Origin of the sequence: uncultured Sphingomonas sp., assembly GCF_964021865.1 — a bacterium.
GTDB lineage: Bacteria > Pseudomonadota > Alphaproteobacteria > Sphingomonadales > Sphingomonadaceae > Sphingomonas.
In genome coordinates this window covers 15,438-37,772 of sequence record NZ_CAXIAM010000018.1, presented here as the reverse complement: position 1 = coordinate 37,772, position 22,335 = coordinate 15,438, and the positions used below count along the sequence as shown (strand labels likewise).

The 22,335-nt window shown below is 66.3% G+C and carries 13 protein-coding genes; 3 read left to right on the top strand and 10 right to left on the bottom strand.

Annotated features, from left to right (window positions below):
- The 10 genes from AADI75_RS06975 to AADI75_RS06930 form a co-directional block, all read right to left on the bottom strand.
- Positions 1 to 1,242, bottom strand: a complete 1,242-nt coding sequence (locus AADI75_RS06975; RefSeq protein ID WP_341208321.1) for a threonine ammonia-lyase — start codon at positions 1,240 to 1,242, stop codon at positions 1 to 3.
- Positions 1,243 to 1,297: 55 nt separating this feature from the next.
- Positions 1,298 to 2,101: a tetratricopeptide repeat protein gene (locus AADI75_RS06970; RefSeq protein WP_341208320.1), complete on the bottom strand. Its 804-nt coding sequence runs from the start codon at positions 2,099 to 2,101 to the stop codon at positions 1,298 to 1,300.
- Between the two features lies 1 nt (position 2,102).
- The gene (locus AADI75_RS06965) at positions 2,103 to 2,438 is read right to left on the bottom strand and encodes a hypothetical protein (protein ID WP_341208319.1); all 336 of its coding nucleotides are present in this window, start codon (positions 2,436 to 2,438) and stop codon (positions 2,103 to 2,105) included.
- A 5-nt stretch (positions 2,439 to 2,443) separates the two neighbouring features.
- Positions 2,444 to 4,450 carry a flagellar biosynthesis protein FlhA gene (locus AADI75_RS06960; RefSeq protein WP_341208318.1) on the bottom strand — a complete coding sequence of 669 codons (2,007 nt, stop codon included), beginning with the start codon at positions 4,448 to 4,450 and terminating at the stop codon, positions 2,444 to 2,446.
- Positions 4,443 to 5,501, bottom strand: coding sequence for an EscU/YscU/HrcU family type III secretion system export apparatus switch protein (locus AADI75_RS06955; protein ID WP_341208317.1), 1,059 nt, complete (start codon positions 5,499 to 5,501; stop codon positions 4,443 to 4,445). The genes AADI75_RS06960 and AADI75_RS06955 overlap by 8 nt, the downstream gene beginning before the upstream one ends.
- Before the next feature lie 3 nt (positions 5,502 to 5,504).
- The gene (locus tag AADI75_RS06950; protein WP_341208316.1) at positions 5,505 to 6,269 is read right to left on the bottom strand and encodes a flagellar biosynthetic protein FliR; all 765 of its coding nucleotides are present in this window, start codon (positions 6,267 to 6,269) and stop codon (positions 5,505 to 5,507) included.
- A 13-nt stretch (positions 6,270 to 6,282) separates the two neighbouring features.
- Positions 6,283 to 6,552: a flagellar biosynthetic protein FliQ gene (locus tag AADI75_RS06945; RefSeq protein ID WP_341208315.1), complete on the bottom strand. Its 270-nt coding sequence runs from the start codon at positions 6,550 to 6,552 to the stop codon at positions 6,283 to 6,285.
- A 387-nt stretch (positions 6,553 to 6,939) separates the two neighbouring features.
- Positions 6,940 to 7,281 (bottom strand): hypothetical protein, encoded by a 342-nt coding sequence (locus tag AADI75_RS06940; RefSeq protein WP_341208314.1) that lies wholly within the window; start codon positions 7,279 to 7,281, stop codon positions 6,940 to 6,942.
- Between the two features lie 10 nt (positions 7,282 to 7,291).
- Positions 7,292 to 17,113: a LysM peptidoglycan-binding domain-containing protein gene (locus tag AADI75_RS06935; protein WP_341208313.1), complete on the bottom strand. Its 9,822-nt coding sequence runs from the start codon at positions 17,111 to 17,113 to the stop codon at positions 7,292 to 7,294.
- Between the two features lie 101 nt (positions 17,114 to 17,214).
- A complete protein-coding gene (locus tag AADI75_RS06930; RefSeq protein ID WP_341208312.1) occupies positions 17,215 to 18,453 on the bottom strand; it encodes an FAD-dependent oxidoreductase in 1,239 nt (412 codons plus the stop codon).
- Between the two features lie 206 nt (positions 18,454 to 18,659).
- Here AADI75_RS06930 and AADI75_RS06925 point away from each other — a divergent pair, with 206 nt between their 5' ends.
- The 3 genes from AADI75_RS06925 to AADI75_RS06915 all read left to right on the top strand — a co-directional run bounded on the left by AADI75_RS06925 (position 18,660) and on the right by AADI75_RS06915 (position 22,228).
- Entirely contained in the window at positions 18,660 to 20,828 is a 2,169-nt protein-coding gene (locus AADI75_RS06925) for a TonB-dependent siderophore receptor (protein ID WP_341208311.1), read from the top strand.
- A 220-nt stretch (positions 20,829 to 21,048) separates the two neighbouring features.
- The gene (locus AADI75_RS06920) at positions 21,049 to 21,720 is read left to right on the top strand and encodes a cell wall hydrolase (protein WP_341208310.1); all 672 of its coding nucleotides are present in this window, start codon (positions 21,049 to 21,051) and stop codon (positions 21,718 to 21,720) included.
- A 313-nt stretch (positions 21,721 to 22,033) separates the two neighbouring features.
- Complete coding sequence (locus AADI75_RS06915) at positions 22,034 to 22,228, top strand: hypothetical protein (RefSeq protein WP_341208309.1); 195 nt, start codon at positions 22,034 to 22,036, stop codon at positions 22,226 to 22,228.
- Positions 22,229 to 22,335 lie beyond the last annotated feature (107 nt).

The window sequence follows — 22,335 nt, the reverse complement described above, 5'->3', positions numbered from 1 at the left end:
TCAGGCCAGCTCGACGGTGCTCACCTCGAACCCCGCCTCGCGCAGCGCGATCATCAGCCCGTCGAGATGCGCCCGGTCGCGCGCCTCGCATTCGATGTCGGTGATCAGGCCCTTGGCGGGCAGGGTGGTGAAAACACGCTGGTGATAGATTTCGATGATATTTACGCGCTCGCGATCGAATACCCGCATCACGTTATAGAGCGCGCCGGGCTGATCCTGCAGCCGCAGCCGCAGCCGCGCCAGCCGCCCCGACCGCGCCAGATCGCGCAGCAGCACATTGGCGAGCAGCCGCGTATCGATATTGCCACCGCACAGCACGACCCCGATCGTCCGCCCGCGGAAGCGTTCGGGATGCGCGAGCAACGCGGCGAGCCCCGCCGCCCCGGCACCTTCGACCACGGTCTTCTCGATCTGGAGCAACAGGCTCAGCGCCTCCTCCAGATAGCGTTCGGAGACGAGCACGATATCGTCGACCAACTGCGCGACCATCTGCGCGGTGATCCCGCCCGGCTCCTTGACCGCGATCCCCTCCGCCAGCGTATCGCCAGCGCACGGCATGTCGGTGCCGTTGATGCGATTGTACATCGACGGATACAGCTCGGCCTCGACGCCGACCACCTCGATCGGGCGATCCGCGGCGCGCGCGACGGTCGCCATGCCCGAGATCAGCCCGCCGCCGCCGATCGGCACCACCAGCAGGTCGATTTCGGGATGCTCCTCCAGCATCTCCAGCGCGACGGTCCCTTGCCCCGCGATGATCCGCGGGTCGTCGAACGGGTGCACGAAGGTGAAGCCGCGCTCCGCCTCCAGCACGCGTGCATGTGCATAAGCGGCGTCGAAATTCTCACCCTCCAGGATCACGGTCGCGCCGTGCCCCTGCGTCTGCACCACCTTCACCACCGGCGTGTTGCGCGGCATTACGATCGTCACCGGCACGCCGAGCCGATTGCCATGATAAGCGAGGCCCTGCGCGTGGTTGCCCGCCGAGGCCGCGATCACACCCTTGGCGCGCGCTTCGTCGGAGAGTTGCAGCAGCGTGTTGAGCGCGCCGCGCTCCTTGTAGGCGGCGGTGAATTGCAGGTTCTCGAACTTGAGGTAGACGGTCGCGCCGGTCAGCTTCGACAGCGTCTGGCTGATCAGCGTTGGCGTGCGCACGATCGCGTCGCCGATGCGGATCTGCGCGGCGCGAACGTCGTCGATCGAAACGGGCAGGGCGGGCGGTGTCACGAGCTGGGTTGCCATCATGGAGGCGTAGCGGAAGGTCTTCGCGAAAGGAACACCCGCCCGCCACCGTCGCCTAGCTGAGCGTCATCCCCAGCTTGGCAAGCGATTGGGCGACGGTACGCTGGCTGCCGTCGATCGGAGTGTGCAGCGCGCGTTCGATGATCGCGCGCGCGCCTGCGGCGTCTCCGCTGCCGTTTGCCAGTAGCGCGGCGGCGAGCGCGCCGGAGAAGCATTCGCGATCAAGCCGTAATGCGACGGCGACCCGCGCACGCGCGCTGCTCACGTCGCCGTCGAGGATGTCGAGCACTGCGAGGGAGCCGTGTGTCTCGGCGAAATTATGATCGAGCGTCAGCGCATGGTCGAAGCGGGCGCGGCTGGTACCATAATCGCGCAGGACGAAATGCGCCCACCCGGCGGCGATCCACGAACCGAGGTGATCGCCAAATAGCGTCGCACCACGATCGAGGTCGGTGGCGGCCTGATCGGTCTTGCCGGCCATCAGCCCGGCCAGGCCGCGGCCGATCCATGCACGCGGAACGTGCGGGGCGCGCGCGAGTACCTGATCGAACAATGCCTCCGCTTCGGAGGCGTCGTCGCGCCCGAGCGCCAATGTGCCGAGCGTGGCGAGCGCATCGGGATGATCGGGGGCGAGCGCGGCGCATTCGGCGGCGAGCGCCTCGTCCTCGATATCGATCGCCAGCGTCGACATCGCCGCTGCCAGCGCGCGGTGTCCGGGGTGGACGGCAAGATAGTGGCGGCCGGCGCTTTCCGCCCCGTCGAGATCGCCTGTGGTGTGGAGCAAGGTGACGCGCAATGCGGCCGCTTGCGGCAGTGCGACCGCGGTCGCGTCGTCGAGAACGTCCAGCGCTCTCGGCATGTCACCAGCCTTCGTCAGCGCCCAGGCGGCGTTGAAGCGGAGCGCCGGGTCGTCGTGGCCTTCGGCGAGAAGGGTGCCGAACGCTGCCGCGGCATCGTCGAAGCGGGCCGATCGTAGCGCGGCGAGACCGGTGATGTGGCGCGCGCGGCAGCGTCGCGTCCACGCCGGTCAGGCGATCGAGCAATGCGCGGATCTGATCGACCCGCCCGGCGTCGAGCGCAGCCTCGGCGGTGTCGAGAATGAGGCTGGGGTTCGCGGGATCGACCGCCAGATAGGAGAGCAGGGTCGCGAGCGACGCCTCCGCTTCCGAGGTCCGGGCGTTTGTGGCGGCGGTCATCGAGTTCAGCCCTCCAGCTTGACGATGTCGAACGAGCGCAGGGTGATGCGCACCGGAATCTCATCGACCGATACCACCGACAGGCGCGGGATCGAACGACGCGTGAAGGCTTTCAGATGCCGCCGCAGCGCGCCACCGCACAACAGCACCGGCGCACGACCTTCCTTGTGCATCGCCTCGGTCATCGTCGACAGGCGGCGGATCAGCCGCTCGGCGAGGCCGGGCTCGATCGGCAACCCGACGACGCCGCCGCTCGCCAGCCCGGCGCTAATCTGGTTCTCGATGCGCGGATCGAGGCTGAGCACTGCCAGCTCGTGATGGTCGCCGCGCAACTGATTGCAGATCGCGTAACTGAGCCGCTGGCGCAATTGCTCGGTCAGTTCGCCGGGGTCGCGATGCTGGCGCGCAAGGTCGGCAAGATGCTCGACGATCAGGTCGATGTTCGCGATCGATACGCCCTCCGCCAGCAGGTTCTGCAGCACGCGTTGCAGGTCGGGCACGCCGAGCGTGGTGGGGATCAGCTCTTCGATCAGCGCCGGCTGACGGGTGCGGACCTGCTCGATCAGCTGCGTCACGATCGGTCGGGTGAGCAAGGTCGCCATCTCACCGTTCACGACCTCCGCGAATTGCGTCATCAGCACCGTAATCGGATCGACCACCGTCAGCCCGGCGGCGCGCGCCGCCGGTTCCTGCGCAGGCTCGATCCAGCAGGCGGGCAGGCCGAAGCTGGGGTCTGTAGTGGCGATGCCGGGCAGGGTGGGGGGCTTTCCGGGCGCACCGATTGCCAGCAGCCGATCGGGCCGTGCCTCGCCGATTGCGAAGCGCGCGCCGAACAGGCGGATGTCGTAGCCGTACCCGCCCAGCCCCGGGCCATCGACGATCGCGACCGCGGGGAAGGCGATGCCGAAGCTGCGCTCGGCGGCGCGGCGCAGGCCCTCGATCCGCTCCAGCAGGATCGGCTCCTGCGCTTTCCACGCCTCGGCCAGCTCGGCGCCGAGCCGGATGTCGATCGGGGCGGGCTGATCGGCGGCCGCGTCGGCGTCCGCCTCGGGTTCGGCCGCCGGCGCGACACGTCCCAGCCGCCGCCACGCCAGGAACGCCAGTCCACCGATCACGACGATCGGCCATTTCGGCATGCCCGGCAGCAGCAGCAATGCCATCAGCACCGCGGTGACGATCAGCGGGATGCGCGGGACCGAGGCGAGCTGGCTGAACACCTCGGTAGACAATTCGCGGTCCGCCGACGAGCGTGTGACGATGATTCCGGTCGCGACCGAGATGATGAGCGCGGGCAGCTGCGCCGCGATCCCGTCGCCGATCGTCAGCAGCGTGAAATGCTGGAGCGCGTCGCTCCATTCCATTCCGAGTTGCAGGACGCCGACGATCCAGCCGGCGATGATGTCGATTAGCAGGATGATGATGCCCGCGATCGCATCGCCTTTGACGAACTTCGACGCGCCGTCCATCGCACCATAGAAGCTCGCCTCGCGCTCCAGCCCGCGACGGCGGCGCACCGCTTCCGCCTGATCGATCAGCCCCATGTTGAGATCGGCGTCGACGCTCATCTGTGCGCCAGGCATCGAATCGAGCGTGAAGCGCGCCGCCACTTCCGATACGCGCTGCGCGCCGGCGGTGACGACGATGAACTGTACGACGACGAGGATCGCGAACACCACCAGCCCGACGACGAAATTCCCCTGCACCGCGAAGGTGCCGATCGAGCCGATCACCTCACCCGCGCTCGCGCCGGTCAGGATCAGCCGTGTCGCCGCGACGTTGAGCGCAAGACGGTACAGCGTTGCGACCAGCAGCAGCGAGGGGAAGGTCGAGAATTCCACCGGCTTCGCGACGTAGAAGGTCAGCAGCAGGATCGTCAGCGCCAGCCCGAAATTGGCGATGATCGCCAGATCGAGCATCACCGCCGGGATCGGCGCGAACAGGATCAGCAGGATCAGGAAGATCGCGCCGACCAGCGCGAGATCGCGATTGTTGCGCATCAGGCGATCAAGCATCGCGCATCCTCCCCAAGCGGAAATATTGTTCGGCGACCGCGTGATAGTGGTGCGCCGCGATCTGGCGCCCCATGTCGCTATCGCGGAACAGCGCGCGGGCTAGCGTGCGCTGCTCGACGATCGGAATACCGAGCCGCCGCGCGGCCGCGCGCAGGAGCAATGCATGGCGGTCGGCGCCGATTGCCGTGACGATCGGTGCGGCATGTTCGACGGGGCGGTAGGCGAGCGCGACCGCGATGTGCCGCGGATTGACGATCATCAGATCCGATCCGGGCAGGTTCGCCAGCCCCTTGCTTTGCTTGGCGAACGCAGCATGCGCCTGTTTGCGTTTCGCGCGCAGCCGCGGATCGCCCTCGCGGTGCTCGCGGGTCACCTCACGGCGGCTCATCCGCATCTGCTTGGCGAAATCGCCGCGTGCGAGGATCTGGTCGAGGATCGCGAAGGCGGCGGCTGCAAGGATGAAGAGCACCAGCAACCGCATCGCGCCGCGGTCCAGCGCCTCTGCCAGCCGCGGCGCATCGGTGATGCGCGCCGCCGTCCCCGCCAGCGTCGCGCGCACCGCCAGCCATGCGACGGTCGTATAGCCCGCCATCTTGAGGACGCTTTTGGCGGCTTCCTTGAGCATCCGCATCGAGAACAGCCGCTTCAGTCCCTTGGCTGGGTTGAGCCGCGTGAAGTCAGGTTTGAGCGGGGTCGCGCTGAAGAACAGCCCGCGCAACTGCACGATCTCGACGAGCAGCACGACCGCGATCACCGTGCCACCGAACAGCGCCACCGGTTGCAGCACCGGCCACAATGCGCGTGCGGCGAGGCTGGTCGCGGCACCCGGCTCAGCCGCGCCAGCGACGCCTGGCCCCAGCGCGCGACGCATCTGCACCGACAGCAGCACCATCAGCGCCGTCCCGCCGATCGTCACGAACGCCGCAAGCCCGATCAGCCCGGCGACGAAGCCGAGGTCAAGCCCGCGCGCCACCATCCCCTTCTCACGCGCGCGCTTCAGCTTGAACGGCGTGGCCTGTTCGGTCCGGTTCTGGTCCTGCCCCTCGGCCATCGCTCAGCGCGCCGCGACGAGATCGGGCGCGGCGAGCAGCGCGGCGTCGAGCAGGCGGACGAACACCGTGCCCCCGGTGGCGATCGCGGCGGGCAGCAGGGCCAGCATCACCAGCGTCTTCACCTGAAAGCCGAGCAGCAGCACGTTCATCTGCGGCAGCGTGCGCGACATGAACGCGATCGCGAGATCGACCATGAACAGCGCCAGCATGATCGCGCCGCCCAGCGCACAAGCGATGACGAACCCGCCCGACAGATGCGCCAGCGCCGGCCCGATATCCCCGGCGACGATCCCGCCGCCGAGCGGCACCGCCTGCACCGACGCCGCCCAGATCGCGAGCAGCCGCACCGGCCCGTCACCCAGAAAGAACACTGCCCCGGCGGCATAAGCGAACGCGGTGCCGGCGAGCGGTAACTGGCTGCGCGTGGTGGGATCGACCAGCGCCGCCAGCCCGAACCCGGCCTGGATATCCAGCGCCCGCCCGACCGTCAGCAACGCAGCAAACGCAAATTGCAGCGACAGCGCCAGCCCAATGCCGAGCAACAACTCCCCCGCCGCCGCGACGATCACCCCGTCATGCGCCGCGCCCGACCGCCATGTCGCAGCGGGCGCGCCCGCCACCAGCCAGGCCGCGAGCGCGATGGCGAGCAGCACGCGCACCCCCGCCGGCACGCGCACCAGCGTGAAGGGCGGAGCGAACGCCAGCGTCGGCACCAGGCGGAGCGTCAGCAGCAAGGTCGCGATCGCCTGATCCGCCAGCGCCCCCACCGCCGCCCCCGCATCAGTTCGCGAGCACGGGGATCGACTGGTAGAGCGCGCCCGCAAACCCGGTCACGCGCCCCATCATCCACGGCCCGATCGCGATCAGCATGAAGGCGGCGACCAGGATTTTGGGCACATAGCTGAGCGTGACTTCCTGCAATTGCGTCGTGACCTGAAACACGCTGACGATCAGCCCGACCAGCAACGTGGCGAGCAGCACCGGCCCGACGACGAGCAGGCTGTTCCACAACATGTTGTTCAGCAAACTGAGTGCCCGGTCTTCGCCCACTGTTGTTCCCCCGGTTCGACGCGCGGCTGTATCGGCTTCTTCGTGCTGATGGATAGCGACGATCCCGATTTAAGCAGCGATTGTCTGCACCGGAATGGAGGAATCGTTTGGCGTAAGGTGTTGACCATCTCGATGCTGCCGGTTGTGTTTGCGCCATTGCTCTGCGTGATGTTGCTGACGGAGCCGTTAACGTCAGGCTTGTAATAAAGGGCGATGACAGCGCACTATCAGAAATATTTGCAGATGAAGCTGGTCTGGATGGCCGACGTCACCTGGCCGTTGTGCGTTCCCGAAGTGATAACGCTCAATGATGCTCCAGGGCATGCTATAGCTGAAGCGACTTAATCGTCAGTGCCCTAAAAAATAGACGGACACTAGTAATCATAATTACGTCACCCTTAGGTCGTCAATTTCAATTAACGTGCGGCGTTCTGTTTCGGTAACGGTTAATTCAAGGGTAAGGTCGGACCGGCCCTCCTCTAGTGTCCACAGCGGTGCGCGGACTGACCATGTAGGATCGGCGCGGCCACGGACTGCGACACAATCTAAGTACTCAACGAAATTTGAAGGTGGCTTAACAATTGTTTTCCCATAATCGCTTATTGCTTTAGCTAAATCGCCAGCTTGAAGCCTAGATTTATAACATTCGCGGACAACCATGGTATATTCACCATCCGCGAGTGTACTTACAATTTGATAGATAACGTTTTGGATTGCGTTAAGGGTCATTGGTTTGTCCTTAAGGGCGACGGTTCCCGGGAATGCGTGTGGGTGTATCTTCCGTTACTCCGATACTGTTGAAATAGGCGTCGGCTTCTTGAAGCGCCTGTCTTGCTTGGGCATTTGAGCGACCAGCCGCCCGGAGAGCGCCGTAAGCGATTTGTCGTTCTGCGCCGTAAGTGCCACCCCCGGCCACACGTTGCGCCTGTGTAGCATTGTAGTGAGCAGAACCTTCAAGTGTCGAGGGGCCTTCCAATTGAATTCCGGGAGCAAGCCTCGAATCATATCCAGGTAGATTCCGAACCGCAGCATCTTGAATGACGTGATGTGCATCTCTGAGGCCAAGCGATCGAAGACTGCCAACGGATTGAGTGACCGGTGTCGCGATTGTAGCAATAGGAGAATAGCTTATATTTACCGTTGGTAGCCTCGAGCCGAGGACGTTGACGGACTCGGCGAATGTCGATAGGCCGCCCGCCCGCGCGACGATCCCGTCGTCCATGCTGGCGATGCTCGCTTCTCCTGCACGCGCCACGAACTCGCCGTTTCGGATCGATAGTGACGCGTCCCCGGCGCGAGCGCTGAAGCCGCCATCCGCCAGCGCCACGATCCTGCCGCTCCCTGCCGTGACGTAGGTGCCGGCAGCCGATGTGCCCAAGCTGTAGCCTTGGCCGCTCAAACGAACGCCACTCAGGCCGGCGCCGATCTGAAGGCGATTATCGCCGAGCGAAAGGTTCACGCCCGGTATCGAGCGGCGTAGCTCATCCACCGGCCGGGTGATGCTCATGGTGATCTGGCTGACGAGGCGGTCGGCACCCCGCCACACGTCCTGAAGGCTCTCGACACCACGCTCGATGCTGTTCCAAAGGCGGGTGAGGAAGCCCTCCTTCTCTCGTCTCGCAACCACGACGATCTCGGGGTTCTGGACGTTGGACGCTTGAACCGCCGTGGTCACGCCTGAGGCAAGACCTGAGAGGATGCCGCCGCTCCCCATCAGGCGCGTTCCGGCCATCGCGGTTTGCGTGGGACGCTCGGGCTTGAGCGCGCCCGCCACGATGTCGCCGATCGTGCTGCCGATCACATCCGGCAATGCCGCGACGATGTTGTCGCCGAAGCTGGAGCCATCGATCAGGCTGCGTGTCGCTGCGCCTGCGATCGACGCGGCGGTGCCGGTCACCAGACGGCCTGCGGGCTCGGGCAGGTTGATGCGTTGCGAAGCGCCCGCCACCACGCCGCCCACGACCCCGCCGACTGCGACACCCGCGAAGTCGAAGCGCGATTGCAATCCGGTGACGACGGCGACCCCTTGCGTCAGCGCATTGCCCAGCGCTCCGCGGGCGACGCCCTGCGCGAAGTTAACGCTGCCATCGGCACCGGAGAGCCCCGGTATCTTGCCTAAGCCCGCGCTCACGCCGCCGGCAAGTGCCGCCAGCGCCACGCCCTTGAAGGAGAAGCGGTCCTGAATGCCGGTGACCACGCCGACGGACTGGCTGGCGATCGAGCCCGCAGCCGCTGCCAGCGCGCCTCCGACGATCGCGCCACCGACTTTGCCGAGGCCCAGCGCCGTTGCCGCGCCCGTCAGTGTACCCGCCGTCGCGACCGTCACGACCACGGCGACCACCGCCAGCAGGATCGCGCCGAGAATGCCGCACTTGTTCTTCTTCTTGCGAACCTGCGGCTGCGGCTGGGTGGGGCTGGTCTCGTCGGGGATGATGTCGCCGACGACGGCATTGGGATCGTAGGGGCGGAAGCTGGTGGTGGAGTTGGCGTTGCGCACCACGCCGCGCGGCAGGTTGAGGATCTGGCCCTCGATCAGCTGCGTCTCGGTCGACAGGCCGTTGGCCTGCGCGATCTTGTACCACAACGTCTCGTCGCCATAGAGCCGCTGCGCGATGCTCTGCAGCGTGTCGCCGTTGCGCACGGTGTAGATGCCGCCCGCGCTGCCCTGGTCGTAGCTGGTGATCGGCTGGAAGTCCGAGCCGAACTCGGCCGCCGCGGTGCCGGTGGTCGCGCCGTTGCGGAACGCGCCGGTGCCTTGCGCGGCGGTGCGGGTGGCGACCGACGTGGCATAGTCGGTCTCCAGCGTGCCGTTGTTGCTGACATGCCCCAGCTCGCGCCCGTCGAAGCGGAACCACAATTCGTGCGGGTCGCCGGTCGTGGGGCGGTTGTCGCTTTCGTCGCGGCGGATCACCTGACCCAGCGCATCGGCCTGGTAGCTGACGCTGCGCGGGCGCGCATCGGTGATCTGCGCGGAGAACAGCACGCCCTGGCCGGTGTAGCTGATCGCCGTGCTGTTGCTGACGTTGCCGTTGACGTCGGGCTTGTAGGTGATCGTCGATTGCAGCGGGCCGTCGAAATATTCGTAGGTGAAGCTGGTCTGGCTGGTCGTCGTCGCTTGCCCGTTGCGCTTGCCCGAGGTGGTGACCGTTACCGGCGCGCCCAGCGCATAGGTGGCGCCGGCGCCGTAATCGGTGGTGGTGTTGGCGACGATCGTATCGCTGCCTTGGCGCTGCGTCACCGTTTCGCTGAGCGCCTGACCCTTCTCATTGTAGGTGACGCTGCGGTCATAGGCGACGCCGCTGGCGTCGCTGTCGATCTGGCGCGTGAGGCGACCCGCGCCGTCATAGGCGAGGCTGGACGTGCCGCCGGCCTGATACGTGCCGTCGGCCGCGACGGTGCCGACCGCGACGCCCGACAACTGGCCTTCGGGCAGGTAGCTGTAGCTCTCGCGCCGGGTGGTGCCTGCGACATTGGTGGTGACGGTCGCGCGGCGGCCGGCGGCATCGTAAGTGACGTCGCTGCCGATCGCGCCGCGCACGATCGTGCCGTTCGTCAGCGCGCCCTTGTTGGTGACGACGCGGTTGAGCGTGTCGTAGCGGAACCACTGATCCTGATAGCCACCGGCGACGAACGCGCCGTTCGCGTCGAGATTGTTGTAGGTCACCTCCGCACGGCGGATGTTGCCGACCGCGTCGTAGAGGTAGGCGATGCGGTTGGCGGGGTTCGCCTGCGCGCCGTCGCGATCGACCGCGTCGCTCCACGCCGTCATGCGGCGCATCGCGTCGTAGCTGGCGGTGGCGTTCTGGAGCGTCTCGGTGGTGTCGACCGCCTGGCGGACCCCGTTCTGGAACTCCTCCTTCACCTTGTGGTGGCGGGTCCATTCGGACGTCTTCAGCCCGCGCTTGTCGTAGCCGTAGTTGGTGGTGAGGAAGTCGCTGCCGGCGGTCGTGGCGTCGCCGCGCCCGACCGAGACGGTGCTGACCAGCCCCGTATTGGCATAGGTGTAGCTGGTCTGTTCGTCGGCGGTGGTGATCGCCTTGATCCGGCCGGCGAGATCGTAGCCATAGCTGAAGACGTGGCTGCCCAGATCGGTGCGGGTGATCAGGTGCGCGAAGGTGTCGGTCGCCTCGACGATCGTGCGGCCGTTGGCATAGGTCGTGGTTTCGACCCACGCACCGAATGCGCCGAGCCCGGTCGTGACCGCGCTGGCATCCCAGCTATAACGGGTCGTGGTGCCATCGCCGCCGAAACTGATCGCGCCGGTGACACGGCCTTCGACGTCGTACGCGGTTCCCTCGATCGTCTGGTACCCGGAATTGCTGTGCGAGATCCTGCGGCCGAGCGAGTCATAGGCATAGCCGTCGATCGATCCGTCGACGCTCGTCGACTGCACCAGCCGCCCCATCGCGTCATAGGCCATCGTCTGCTGCTGCCCGAGCGCGTCGGTGGCGATGCGCAGGTCGCCGAACACGTCATAGGCGTTGCGGGTGACGCTGCCGTCCGGTCGCCATTCCGCGGCGACGAGCGGGTCGCCTTTGCCATAGCCGGTGCCGGCCTGAAGCGTGCGGGTGGTGGTGGTGCCGTTGGCGTTCTGCGTCGCCACCAGCCGGCCGGAAATGTCGTAGAACATCCGTTCGATGGGATTGGTCTGGGTGGTGACGCCAGCCTCGCTGGTCACGCCGACCACCGGATGGGTGATGACGGTGCGACGGCCCAGCGCGTTATAGGCATAGCTGGTGACGTTGCCGAGCGCGTCGGTGTCAGATGCGATTTCGCCGAACGCGTTGTAGGTGCGCGTGGTGGCGGCGCTGGTGTCGGCGCTGCCGGTGCGCGGGGGCAGGATCGTGGCGGTTGCCATCCCGCGCTTGTCGAAGGTGGTGAAGGTCGCGACCGTTTGGCCGACCCCGCCTGTGCCGATCGCCACCGCGCCCTGGTTGGTGGTGAGCGCGAGCGCCTGATCGACGGTCAACGTCGACAGGTCGGCGCCGTCGCTCTCGATCTTGAGCGTCTGGTTGCCGGCGGCGTCGTAGACGTAGACGCGCGTGACACCGTCGTCGCTGTTGCTGCGCCAGATCCGCCCGGCGCGGTCATAATCGATCCGCTCTTGCGTTACGCCATTGACCGCGCGCGCGACCATGTCGCCGTGGACGTTGTACTGGAACGTCGTGTTGCTGCCGATCGTGAACCAGCCGTTGTCCTGGGTGTACGCGGCATAGCCTTGATAGGTGAGCTGGCCGGCAGCGTCGTATTTGTAGGTATACGCCTCCTGTTCGCCCGATCGTGTGTAGCTCTCCCCGACCTTGCGGCCGATCGCGTCGTAGAAATAGTTGCGCGTGGTGCCGCCGGCGTCGGTGCTCGACTGCAAACGCCCGCCGGCGCCGTAGACGTAGCTGGTGACGCGCGTTCCCCCCTCGACGGTGCGGACGAGGTCGCCGAGCCCGTCGTAACGATAGTCGACGGTCGGGCGGACGGTGGTCGCGGTCTGGTCGACGAACGGCGCGCGTGTCTCGCGGGTCAGGCGGCCGGCCGTGTCGTAGGTATAATCGACGTAATCGCCGGTCGCTTCGGTCTTGCGCGTGACCGCGCCGAGCGCGTTGTAGCTGTAGCTGATCGTCGCGGTGGCCGTGGCGGTCGTCAGCGCGCCGGTGGTCGGATTGACCGTCGCCGCCAGGACGTTGCGGCGCGCCTCGGTCCGGCGCTGGCCCTTGCGATCGTAGGTGAAGGCGGTCACGCGATCGGCGGCGTCGTTTGCGGCGAGCGTCGGGATCGTGCCGACCGCCGGCGCGCTGACGCGCGCAGCGGAGCGGCGTTCGAGCACCGCATTGCCCTCGGCATCGCGCGTCCAGGTGGTGAGGTAATTCTCCTTGTCGACCTCGGCGATCTTGCGCCCGGCACGATCGTAATAGGAGAAGGTCTGGCCGCCATCGGGTGCGGCGGTGCGGATCACATTGCCGTTGGCGTCATACTGCTGCGTGGTGACCAGGGACGTCACTGCGGAGGTATATTGGGTGCCGTTCCACGCCCCGGTGCGGATCCCGGTCACAGTGGTGGTCGTCAGGCGGTTGAGCGTGTCGTAAGCGTAGCGGGTTTCGCGATAATCGCCGGCCGGTGCCGCGGGCGCACCGCTGCCGGGGGCGTTGAGCGTGACGGGCGTGTCGAAGACACGGGTGCGGACGCGGTTCCCGTTCGCGTCATAGGCGTGATAGGTCAGCACACCGACGGTGCTGGCTGTCGAACCGATGTAATTGCCGGTGGCGCCGAACGTGCGCAGCTCGGCGGTGACGCGGTCGAGCTTGTCGTAGTAGAATTGGGTGCGCGCACCGACCGCATCGGTGATCGAAGTGCGATTGCCGCGCGCGTCGTAGGTGTAGGTTTCGGTCGGTATGACCACCGTCGTCTGGCCGGGCAGGCCGACACCGACCGCGCTGCCGCTTTTGCTGATCAGCCGATCGCCGGAGTCGTAAACGTAATTGGTGACCCGCTGCTCGGGCAGTCCGGCGGCTTCGGTATCGCGGATGCGATTGCCACGCGCATCGTAGCGATATTGATGCGCGTAATAGCCCGTGGCGGTCTGCTCGCCCGCGGCGTTGTAGACCGGCGCGATGACATATTCGGCCGTCAGCAGCCCACGGCGATCGTAGACGTAATCGGTTCCGCCACCGAGCTTGTTCGTAAACTTCTGCGCCTGACCGAACGCGTTGTAGAGCGTCGTTTCGACGAAGCCCTCGGCATCGGTCGTGGTGGTGACGCGACCGAGCCTGTCGTAGCCGAAGCTGGTGACCGCGTCCGCCGTGCTGGCGGCGACGTTGAACGCCGTCGGTGCGGGCGTCTCGCCGGGCGCGTACTGGCGCTCGACCGCCTTGTTCGCCCGGCGCGTGACCGTCGCGACTTCGCCGAACGGATTGTAGGTGTAGTTCGTGACGTAATTCTCGGGGTCGAGCGTGGCGACCAGCTGACCGTCGTTATTGTAGTTGCTGAAGGTCGGGTTGCCGCGCGCGTCGATGATCGCGGTCTGCTCGCCAAAGGCATTGTAGAGATACGAGACGAGGCCGCCGTTGGCGTCGGTGCGGCTTTGCAGCTGGCCACGTCGGTCATAGGCATAAGCGGTGGAGCGGCCGAGCGGATCGGTTTCGGTCAGCACGTCGCCGAAGGCGTTGTAGCTGGTCTGGCGGACGGTTTGCGCGCTGGTGCCGAGCGCATCGGTGGTGGTGATAACGCGGCCGGCACCGTCGTAGGCGAACTGGGTGCGACGCTCGTCGCCGGAGCCCTGCGCGACGACATCCTGCGCGATCGTGCCGATGGCGTTATAGACGAAGCTATGGAAGATGCCGTTCGGATCGCGCCGCGCCAGCAGCCTGTCCATGACGTCATAGCCGTAGGTGGTCGTCGCCGCCGTGCCGGTCAGCGCCGCGGCCAGTGCCGTGACGGTGGTGGTGTCGGTGACCGTCACCGCGGTCGGGAAGCGCGCGGTGGCGATCAGCCGTCCGGCGGCATCGTAATCGTTGCGGGTGACGTACCCCTCGCCATCGACGGCATAGCGAAGCTGGCGCGCGTCCGAATAATAATTGCGGCTGGTGCGGTCGCGCGTCGCGTTGACGTTGTTGGCCGCCCAGGTATCGAGTTCGGCGTGAGTCGGTCGGCCCGAGGTCGGACGAAGCGTCGCAAAGCGCGTCGTCGATACGACATCGCCCATCGTGTCGTAGCGATATTGCACGACCGCGCCGTCCGCCGCGATCGCATAGCCGAGCCGGCCCGCCGCGTCGTAGATCGCGAAACTGGTGCGGTTGGCGGCGCTGTAGGTCAGATTGGCGGCAGACAGTGCGGCGCGCACCGATGCCAGCGTGTAGCTGCCGAGTGTCGCGATCGTCCCGGCGTAGCTGGTGGTCGAGCGAACCTTGCCGTTGACGGTGCCGCCGGGCCAGTTGGCGTAGGTATATTCGACGACATGGTTCAGCGGATCGATCTCGAACCGCAGGAAGCCCTGCCGGTCGTAGACGTAGCGCGTGGTGCGATCGGCGCTGCCCGGCGTGATCGTGGCAAGGATTTCGCCCAGCGTGCCGCTGGCGCGCACCGACTGACCGGCCGCCTGCGCATAAGCGGTCTCGGCGATGCGGTTGCCGGCCGCATCGTAGGTCATGACCTGCAGGTAGCCCGCGCCGTCGAGCGACCCGATCAAATTGCCGTCGGCGTCGTAGAAGCTGCGCGTGACGCGGTCCACGGTCGTCTCTGTGGGAAGGATCTGGACGCTCGGCGGCGTGGTGCGCAAGGTGGTGAGTTGCGCGGCGGTCAGCTGCGTCGCATAGTCGCGGACCATCACCAGCCGGTCGGATGCATCATAGCTGCTCGCGACGACATTGCCCGCGCCGTCGATCGTCTCGATCACCCGGCCCTTCGCGTCGTAGACCTGCCAGGTCCATAGGTCGGAGGTGCTGGCCGCGGGGCGGATGTCGGCGATGTCGGGGGAGAGATAGGGTTTGGCGACAACGTCGAGGGCAGCCGCCGTAATCTTCGTGTCGTAGCGGATGGTGGCGACAAGGCGATCGTTCGCGTCATACCGATATTCGGTGATCTCCCGCTGCTCACCAATATCCGCGACCTTCCGGCCGACCCGGTCATATATCATGTAGCTTTTGATGCCGGTCGACCCTGACGTGACACGGACGCGTCCGAGCTGATCGCGATCGAATGTCGCTCCGCCGGCGAGCATTAGATCGCCCGCCTCGCTCATCGCGATCAGATCACCGGCCTTGTTGTATGTCGAGTAGCGCACCAACCCGTTGGCTAGCGTGACGACCGTCTGGGTCCCTGGATCGTCGAAGAGGACATTCGTCGTGCCGCCGTTCACGTCGGTCGAGGCGACGAGCCTGCCGAGCCCGTCATAGACGAACGTCTCGGTATTCTCGCCGGTCTGGGTGCGCGCCACCAGCCGCCCGGCCTGATCGTAGCGATAGACGATCTCGCGATAATTCTCCGTATCCGACGGTGCGCCCGGTGAGGTCGAGGCCGCATAGTCGAGCTGGCGGATGACGTTGCCGCGAATGTCGTGCTGGTAGACGGTCTGCTCGACCGCGGTCTGGTCGCTCAGCCCCTTCACCCAGTTCGCCATGTCCACCTCGCTTGGTGCGGACGAGGTCGACAGGTTGGTCAGGTCGTAGAATTGGTCGGTGTAGCTCAGCGCGACGCTGACGTTGCCGTACGTGTCGTAACGGCGTTCGGTGACGCGGCCCGCGCCGCTGATCGCGAAGCGCTGCATCCCGGCGGCATTGTAGACGTAACGATCGGTATGCGCCGCACCCGGCGAATTCGCGTCGGAGCCGATCCGCGTCTCGGTCAGCAACCGGTTGCGCGCATCGAAGGTGCGCGTCACCGTGACGCCGAGCCGGTCGACTTCGCTGATCGCGTTGCCGTTCGCATCGTACGTGAAGCTGGTGATGCGTCCCAGTGGATCGGTGACGCGCGTGACGTCGCCCTTGGCGTTGTAGGTGAAGCTGGTGACCTGCGCGGTCGCGCCGGTGACGGCCGGCGGCGCCACGATCGATGCCAGCGTGCCGTCGGCGTTGTAGGTCATTCGCGTGACCTGTCCGAGCGCATCGGTGACGGTGCTCTCGCTCGATCCGATCGCGATCGTCGTGGTGCGGGTCACGCTCGCGCCGACTGTTTCGGTCAGCGTCGAGACCTTGCCCGCGCTATAACCGATGTCGAGCTGGCTTCCGTCCGACCCGGCGATCTTCGACAGCTTGCCGTCCGTATAGGTGTAATCGACGCGGTAGATCTTGCCATCGGCGATGCTGTTGTCGTCCGGGGTGAGATCCCAGGTGGTCGACGTCAGATTGCCCGCAGAGTCGTAGCCATAGCGGGTGGTGCGCAGCTTTACCTGCGTCGTGGCGGTATCGGTGAAGCGGACCGTCGTCGCCAGGAGCTTGAGCGGGCGTGCGTTATCCGTCGTGTCGTAGGTGAAGCTGATCGAGTCGCCGTTGTCGGCGGTGATCGACGTCAACCGTGTCGCGAGATTGGGATCATAGGCGAAGGTGAGCGCGTTGCCGGCGGCGTCGACACGCTTGTACAAACGCTGGAAGCCGTTCGCCTGATCGGGCCCGTAAAATTCGGTGGTCAGCGTGGCGCCATCGGTGAAGACATACGACCCGTCGGTCTGCTTGCGCAGCGTGTCATAAGCGCCCGCACCATCGGTAGAGACGAACTTCGATCCGTCCCAATCAAACGAGACGGTCGAGCCATCCTGACGGCCCAACGTCGCCGTGCCCCCAGTGGCGGTGACGCCGGTGATGTTGAGCCGCTGCTCGCCGGCACCCCAGAAATTGTTGCCGGCAAGGTTCCCGTTGCCGCCCTGGCTGTTGTAGGTCCGCGTGACGTCGGCGTCCGGGCCGCGCCCGACGAGCATGGCGTCCTTCTGGCGGACGACGAGATTGCCGTTCGCGGCGTTGGCGAACACCTGTAGTCCCGCCTGACCGAACGCGCTGTTGCCGACCAGCCCTGCGTTGCCGAGGATCGTGCCCGAGCCACGTTCGAGACCGCGCTCCGCGCCCGTGAATACCGCCACCATCGAATTGCCCCTTCGAGTGTCCGGCGAATGCCGTTGTCGAGGGGCTTGTCGGGAGGATCGCGCCGGAGTTTAGGTGAATCTACACAGGCGACCGCGAGCGGTCAGGCGTGCTCTTTCAACGGGCGTGTGGCGTCGGCGAGGGCGGCGGGGTCGATACGGGCACCGTTCGCCACCAAAGCGCGGCCCTGAACATAGTCCTTGATCGCGTTGACTGCGTCGATCGCGATCACCCGCCCGTCGCGCAGGTAGATGATCGAGAAGGAGCGGGTCGCCGGGTCGCCGCGCATCACCGCGGTGTCGAAGCCGCTCGACACGCCGACGGTCTGGAGCTTCAGGTCGTACTGGTTCGACCAGAACCACGGCACCGCGTCGTAGGCGGTCGGGCGGCACACGATCGTGCGCGCCGCGACGACGGCCTGATCGTTGGCATTCTGTACGGATTCCAGTCGGATCGTCGCGCCACCGGCGAACCTGTTTTCATGAGCGGCGCAATCGCCGATCGCAAAGACGTGGAGCAGCGTCGTGCGGCATTGCGCGTCGACCAGCACGCCGTTGCCGGTTGCGGCACCCGCGACCGCCAGTGGCTCCACCGCCGGGGTGATGCCGATGCCGACGATGACGATATCGGCGGCCAGCAACTCGCCGTCCGCGAGGCGCACGCCGGTGACCGCGCCGTCGCCCTCGATGCAGGTCACGCCCGACGACAAGAGCAGCCGTACACCGTGCGCACGATGTGCCTCCTCGAAGAAGCGTGACAGCGCCGCTCCCGCGACGCGCGCGAGCACACGGTCGAGCGTCTCGACGAGCGTCACCTCCTTCCCGAATTTGATGAGTGCCGCCGCTGCCTCCAGCCCGATATAGCCCCCACCGACCACGACGATCCGTTCCGCCGTGGGCAATTCGGTGAGCAGCCGGTCGACATCGGCACGGGTGCGGATCGCGTGGACGCCGCGCAGGTCGTGCCCGTCGCAGGTCAGCCTGCGCGGCTCACCGCCGGTCGCCCAGATCAACTCGCCATAGCCGACGACGCGGTCCTTCTCGGTCGTGACCGATTTCGCTTCCGCGTCGACCGCCACGACCCGCTCGCCGAGCAGGAAGTCGACCCCGCGCTCGGCCCAGAAGGCGGCGGGCCGGATCAGCAGCCGCTCGAAGCTTTTGTCGCCGCTGAGATATTCCTTGGACAGTGGCGGGCGTTCGTAGGGAAGCTCTGGCTCCGCAGCGATAATCGCGATCGTGCCGGCGAACTTCTCCTGACGCAGCGCCACCGCCGCCTGCGCACCGGCATGGCCCCCGCCGACGATCACGACATCGAACATGCTGTTCGCTCGCGCGTGGATCATCCCGTCAGGCATCCGTCGCGATCCTGTCGGAGGGCAGCGCGGGGATGAGCGTCTTTGTCGCACGTGCGCGATGGGTAATGGCGGTCATGCGCCCGCCATAGGCGATCATGCCCGCGATGTGGATCGACAAAGCGCGTTTGCGAACAATGTGCGCTATTGCGAACTCGTATCAATAATGTATGGCGAAGGCGAGGGAAGGGGCTTTCATGAAGACGTTCACCAGCGGCCTGTTGGTCGCAGGCCTGGCCATCGCGTCCGCGGCACAGGCAGCGGCGACCGACGCCCTCGGCACGGCCGAGAGCGGTGCCGAGCGTGATATCATCGTCACCGGACGTGCCTCGCCCGCGCCCAAAGCCGCCGACGACAGCTACAAACCGGCACCGGACGCCTCAACGCTGCGCTCGTCGGCGCCCCCGCTTGAGACGCCACAGACGATCAACATCGTGCCGGCGCAGGTGATCCGCGACCAGCGGCCGCGCTACCTTGACGACGTACTGACCAATGTCAGCGGCATCACGCAGGGCAATACGCTGGCCGCGACGCAGGATACGGTGCTGAAACGTGGCTTCGGCGGCAACCGCGACGGGTCGGTGATGCACAACGGGATGCCGGTGGTGCAGGGCCGCGCGTTCAACGCCGCCACGCAGAGCGTCGAGGTGCTCAAGGGCCCTGCCTCGCTGCTGTACGGGATCATGGATCCGGGCGGGATCATCAACATCGTCGCGCGCAAGCCGCTGCTCGACCCGCAACTGACCATCGCGCTGACCGGATCGAGCTACGCCAACGCACGCGCCGGGCTGGAGGCGATGGCCGACGTGACCGGGCCGATTGCCGGCGATCTGGCCGGGCGGCTCGTTCTCGATCATCAGGACGAGGATTACTGGCGCAATTTCGGTGAACGCCGCGACACGCTGATTGCACCGTCGCTCGGCTGGTACGGCGGCTCGACTCAGGCGGTGTTGTGGTACGAATACCGGCGCTTCGACTATCCGTTCGATCGCGGCACCGCGCTTGATCCGCGCACGCTCACCCCGCTGGCGGTGCCGCGGCGTCTGCGGCTCGATGATCCGAACAATCGCATGTTCGGGTCGAGCCATCTCGTCCAGCTTGTGGTCGATCACCGGCTCGGCGGTGGCTGGGCGGCGCATCTTGCGACCAGCTTCAACAGCGAGGCGTACGACGCCGGGCAGTTGCGCGTCACCGGGGTCAATGTCGCAAGAGGCACGTTGACGCGCAGCAACGACGCGACGGTCGGTTCGCTGAGCACCGACGCCTATGCGCAGGCGTATGTCGATGGCGGGTTCGACCTGTTCGGTGCGCGTCACGACGTGATCGTCGGCGCTGAGGGCGAATATCGCCGCTACTATCGGCGCGACCTGATCCGCCAGGCAGTACGCAACACCTTCAGCTATGTGACGCCGGTCTACGGTCGCGAACCGTTCCCGACGACGGTCTCGGCGAGCGACAGCGACCAGACCGACCGGCTCTACAATTACTCGCTCTTCGGACAGGATTCGATCCACCTCGGCGAGCGCTGGATCGTGGTCGCGGGCGGACGACTGGTCGGGTTCGACCAGCGCGCGGGGCGGGGGCGGCCGTTCACCGTCAACACCGATCTCGACGGTTGGGAGTTTGTGCCACAGGCTGGGCTCGTCTGGCGTGCGGCGGAGGCCGTGTCGCTCTACGCGAGCTATACCCGCTCACTCAAGCCGACGTCGACAATCGCGCCGCTCGCCAGCGGGGTGACGATCACCTCCGCGTTCGCGCCGGAGCGTGGGCGGTCGTTCGAGGTCGGCGCCAAACTCGACGTGCCGGGTCGCGTGTCGGCGACCCTTGCGCTCTACGACATCGACAAGCGCAACGTGCTGGTGTCGCAATTCAATTCGGCCACGTCGCTGACCGACTATCGCACCGCCGGCCGCGCGATCTCGCGCGGGGTGGAGTTCGACGTCTCGGGCAAGCTCACGCGTGCGCTGAGCCTGATCGGCAGCTATGCCTATACCCACGCGCGGACGACCGACGATCCGGTGTTCGCGGGCAAGCAACTCGCGAACGTCGCACCGCATACCGCGTCGCTGTCGGCCGCTTATGACGTCGGGGCGATCGCGGGGGACGACCGGCTGCGGATCGGGGCGGGCGGTCGCTATGTCGCACGGCGTCCGGGCGACAGCGCCAATAGTTTCTGGCTCGACGATTACGTCGTGGCAGACGCGTTCGTGACCTATGACACGGCGCTGGCCGGGCGGCGGGTCACGTTCCAGTTCAACCTGAAGAATGTCTTCGACAAAACCTATTATACCTCCGCAGTGAACCCCTATGGCGTCGCGATCGGCGACCCGCGTCGCGCGATCGGCACGATGAGCTTCGCCTTCTGACGAAGAGGCGCCGGCCTAAAACAAGAATGTCGGTTTGCATCGGCGATGTCTGTGCGGCGCCGATACGCCGGGTCGGCCGGCAAGGTGGCCGTTTGCCAGATGGGCGTGTTCGCCGCATCGCGCGGCGGCGAGTTTGAGGCATCGGGAGATTGTCCCGCATCATCGGTCCCCGGCATCATCAACGCTGCTTCGGAACGCCGACTGCGCTAGGGCGCCGGTGATGACCGCCCGGTGCACCACCCGTAACGCGAAGAGGCGCGCGGTGCGGCGCGACGCCGCGGCGGAGCGTTGGCTGCTGCTGATCTTCGTCGTGGGTGCCCTCATCATCGCGGCGGGTTTGCTGGATAACGACGCCGACGCGCCGAAACCGGCACGAGCGCCGCGGTTGACGATGGCGGAGGCGCGCACCTCGAACGCGGCAGTCCCGATCGTCGTAAGCGCGCGGCGGCGCGCGGCACCGTTCCACTTCCGCGGTGGGCCGGCCGAGCGGGCGCAGGCGGTCGACTGCCTCGCCACCGCCGCCCTCTACGAAGCGGGTGACGACCCGCGCGGACAGCGGGCGGTCATCCAGGTCGTCCTCAACCGTGCGCGGGCCCCCGGCTTTCCGCGCACCATCTGCGGCGTCGTCTATCAGGGCTTCGAGCGGGCGACCGGTTGCCAATTTTCCTTTACCTGCGACGGGTCGGTCGGGCGGCGTACCCGGCACGTCGGCTGGTCGGCGGTGCGGCGCTTGGCGCGAGGGGCACTGGCGGGCCGCGTCTTCGCCGACGTCGGCCGCGCCACCCATTATCATGCCGACTGGATGGTGCCGTACTGGCGCGACACGATGACGAAGGTCGCAAAGGTCGACACCCACCTTTTCTACGTCCGCCGGACGGCGTCGACTCGGTAACCTACGAGTGTTGGTTGGCAATCCGGGCAGGGCCGGTCATTCCTCGTTAGCGCAAGCCAGCCTCTCCGCTCCGCGGTACCACCTTTGCGCCTGAGGTCATCCGGTTGGTGGTTCTGCCCGCGCCATCGACAGATGGTGTGGCGGTGACGGGACGGGGTCAGCGCGGCAGCGTCGACGTTGCCGTCATTCGACAGCGACACGGCACGCCGGCAGCGCCAACCCGCGCACCTGCGTAGCCTGTGGCGCGAAAGCACTAGGGCCGCTGGTATTTCCAGAGGATGGCCAAGGTGCTTGCGAAGCGTATCTTTATTGCATGACCGGAGAGAACCACCCGTATCCCACGCTGCGCTCCGTGGATGACGAGCGCGCCTATCTGCTGCGCCGTGCGGAGGATCATCTGCACCTCGCCGAAAAGTCACAGGAGGTGGGCGCGCGGGCGATCCATCATCGCCTGCGGCAGATGTACGAGACGCAGGCCGAACTGGTCGCCGTGGTGCTGAAGGACTAGCTTTTTCCTGCAAAGCTACCAGGAACGAAGCCTTATCTAGATTAGTTTGGCGATATGTATCGGCGGTTTTCTCGACGCCGATCGGGAAAGATCGTCGATGCAGAGTG

Excerpts from the sequence above, each read along its gene's own strand:
- AADI75_RS06975 (WP_341208321.1), bottom strand. The coding sequence starts at position 1,242 with ATGGCAACCCAGCTCGTGACACCGCCCGCCCTGCCCGTTTCGATCGAC.
- AADI75_RS06970 (WP_341208320.1), bottom strand. The coding sequence starts at position 2,101 with ATGCCGAGAGCGCTGGACGTTCTCGACGACGCGACCGCGGTCGCACTG.
- AADI75_RS06965 (WP_341208319.1), bottom strand. The coding sequence starts at position 2,438 with ATGACCGCCGCCACAAACGCCCGGACCTCGGAAGCGGAGGCGTCGCTC.
- AADI75_RS06960 (WP_341208318.1), bottom strand. The coding sequence starts at position 4,450 with ATGCTTGATCGCCTGATGCGCAACAATCGCGATCTCGCGCTGGTCGGC.
- AADI75_RS06955 (WP_341208317.1), bottom strand. The coding sequence starts at position 5,501 with ATGGCCGAGGGGCAGGACCAGAACCGGACCGAACAGGCCACGCCGTTC.
- AADI75_RS06940 (WP_341208314.1), bottom strand. The coding sequence starts at position 7,281 with ATGACCCTTAACGCAATCCAAAACGTTATCTATCAAATTGTAAGTACA.
- AADI75_RS06935 (WP_341208313.1), bottom strand. The coding sequence starts at position 17,113 with ATGGTGGCGGTATTCACGGGCGCGGAGCGCGGTCTCGAACGTGGCTCG.
- AADI75_RS06930 (WP_341208312.1), bottom strand. The coding sequence starts at position 18,453 with ATGATCCACGCGCGAGCGAACAGCATGTTCGATGTCGTGATCGTCGGC.
- AADI75_RS06925 (WP_341208311.1), top strand. The coding sequence starts at position 18,660 with ATGAAGACGTTCACCAGCGGCCTGTTGGTCGCAGGCCTGGCCATCGCG.
- AADI75_RS06920 (WP_341208310.1), top strand. The coding sequence starts at position 21,049 with ATGACCGCCCGGTGCACCACCCGTAACGCGAAGAGGCGCGCGGTGCGG.
- AADI75_RS06915 (WP_341208309.1), top strand. The coding sequence starts at position 22,034 with ATGACCGGAGAGAACCACCCGTATCCCACGCTGCGCTCCGTGGATGAC.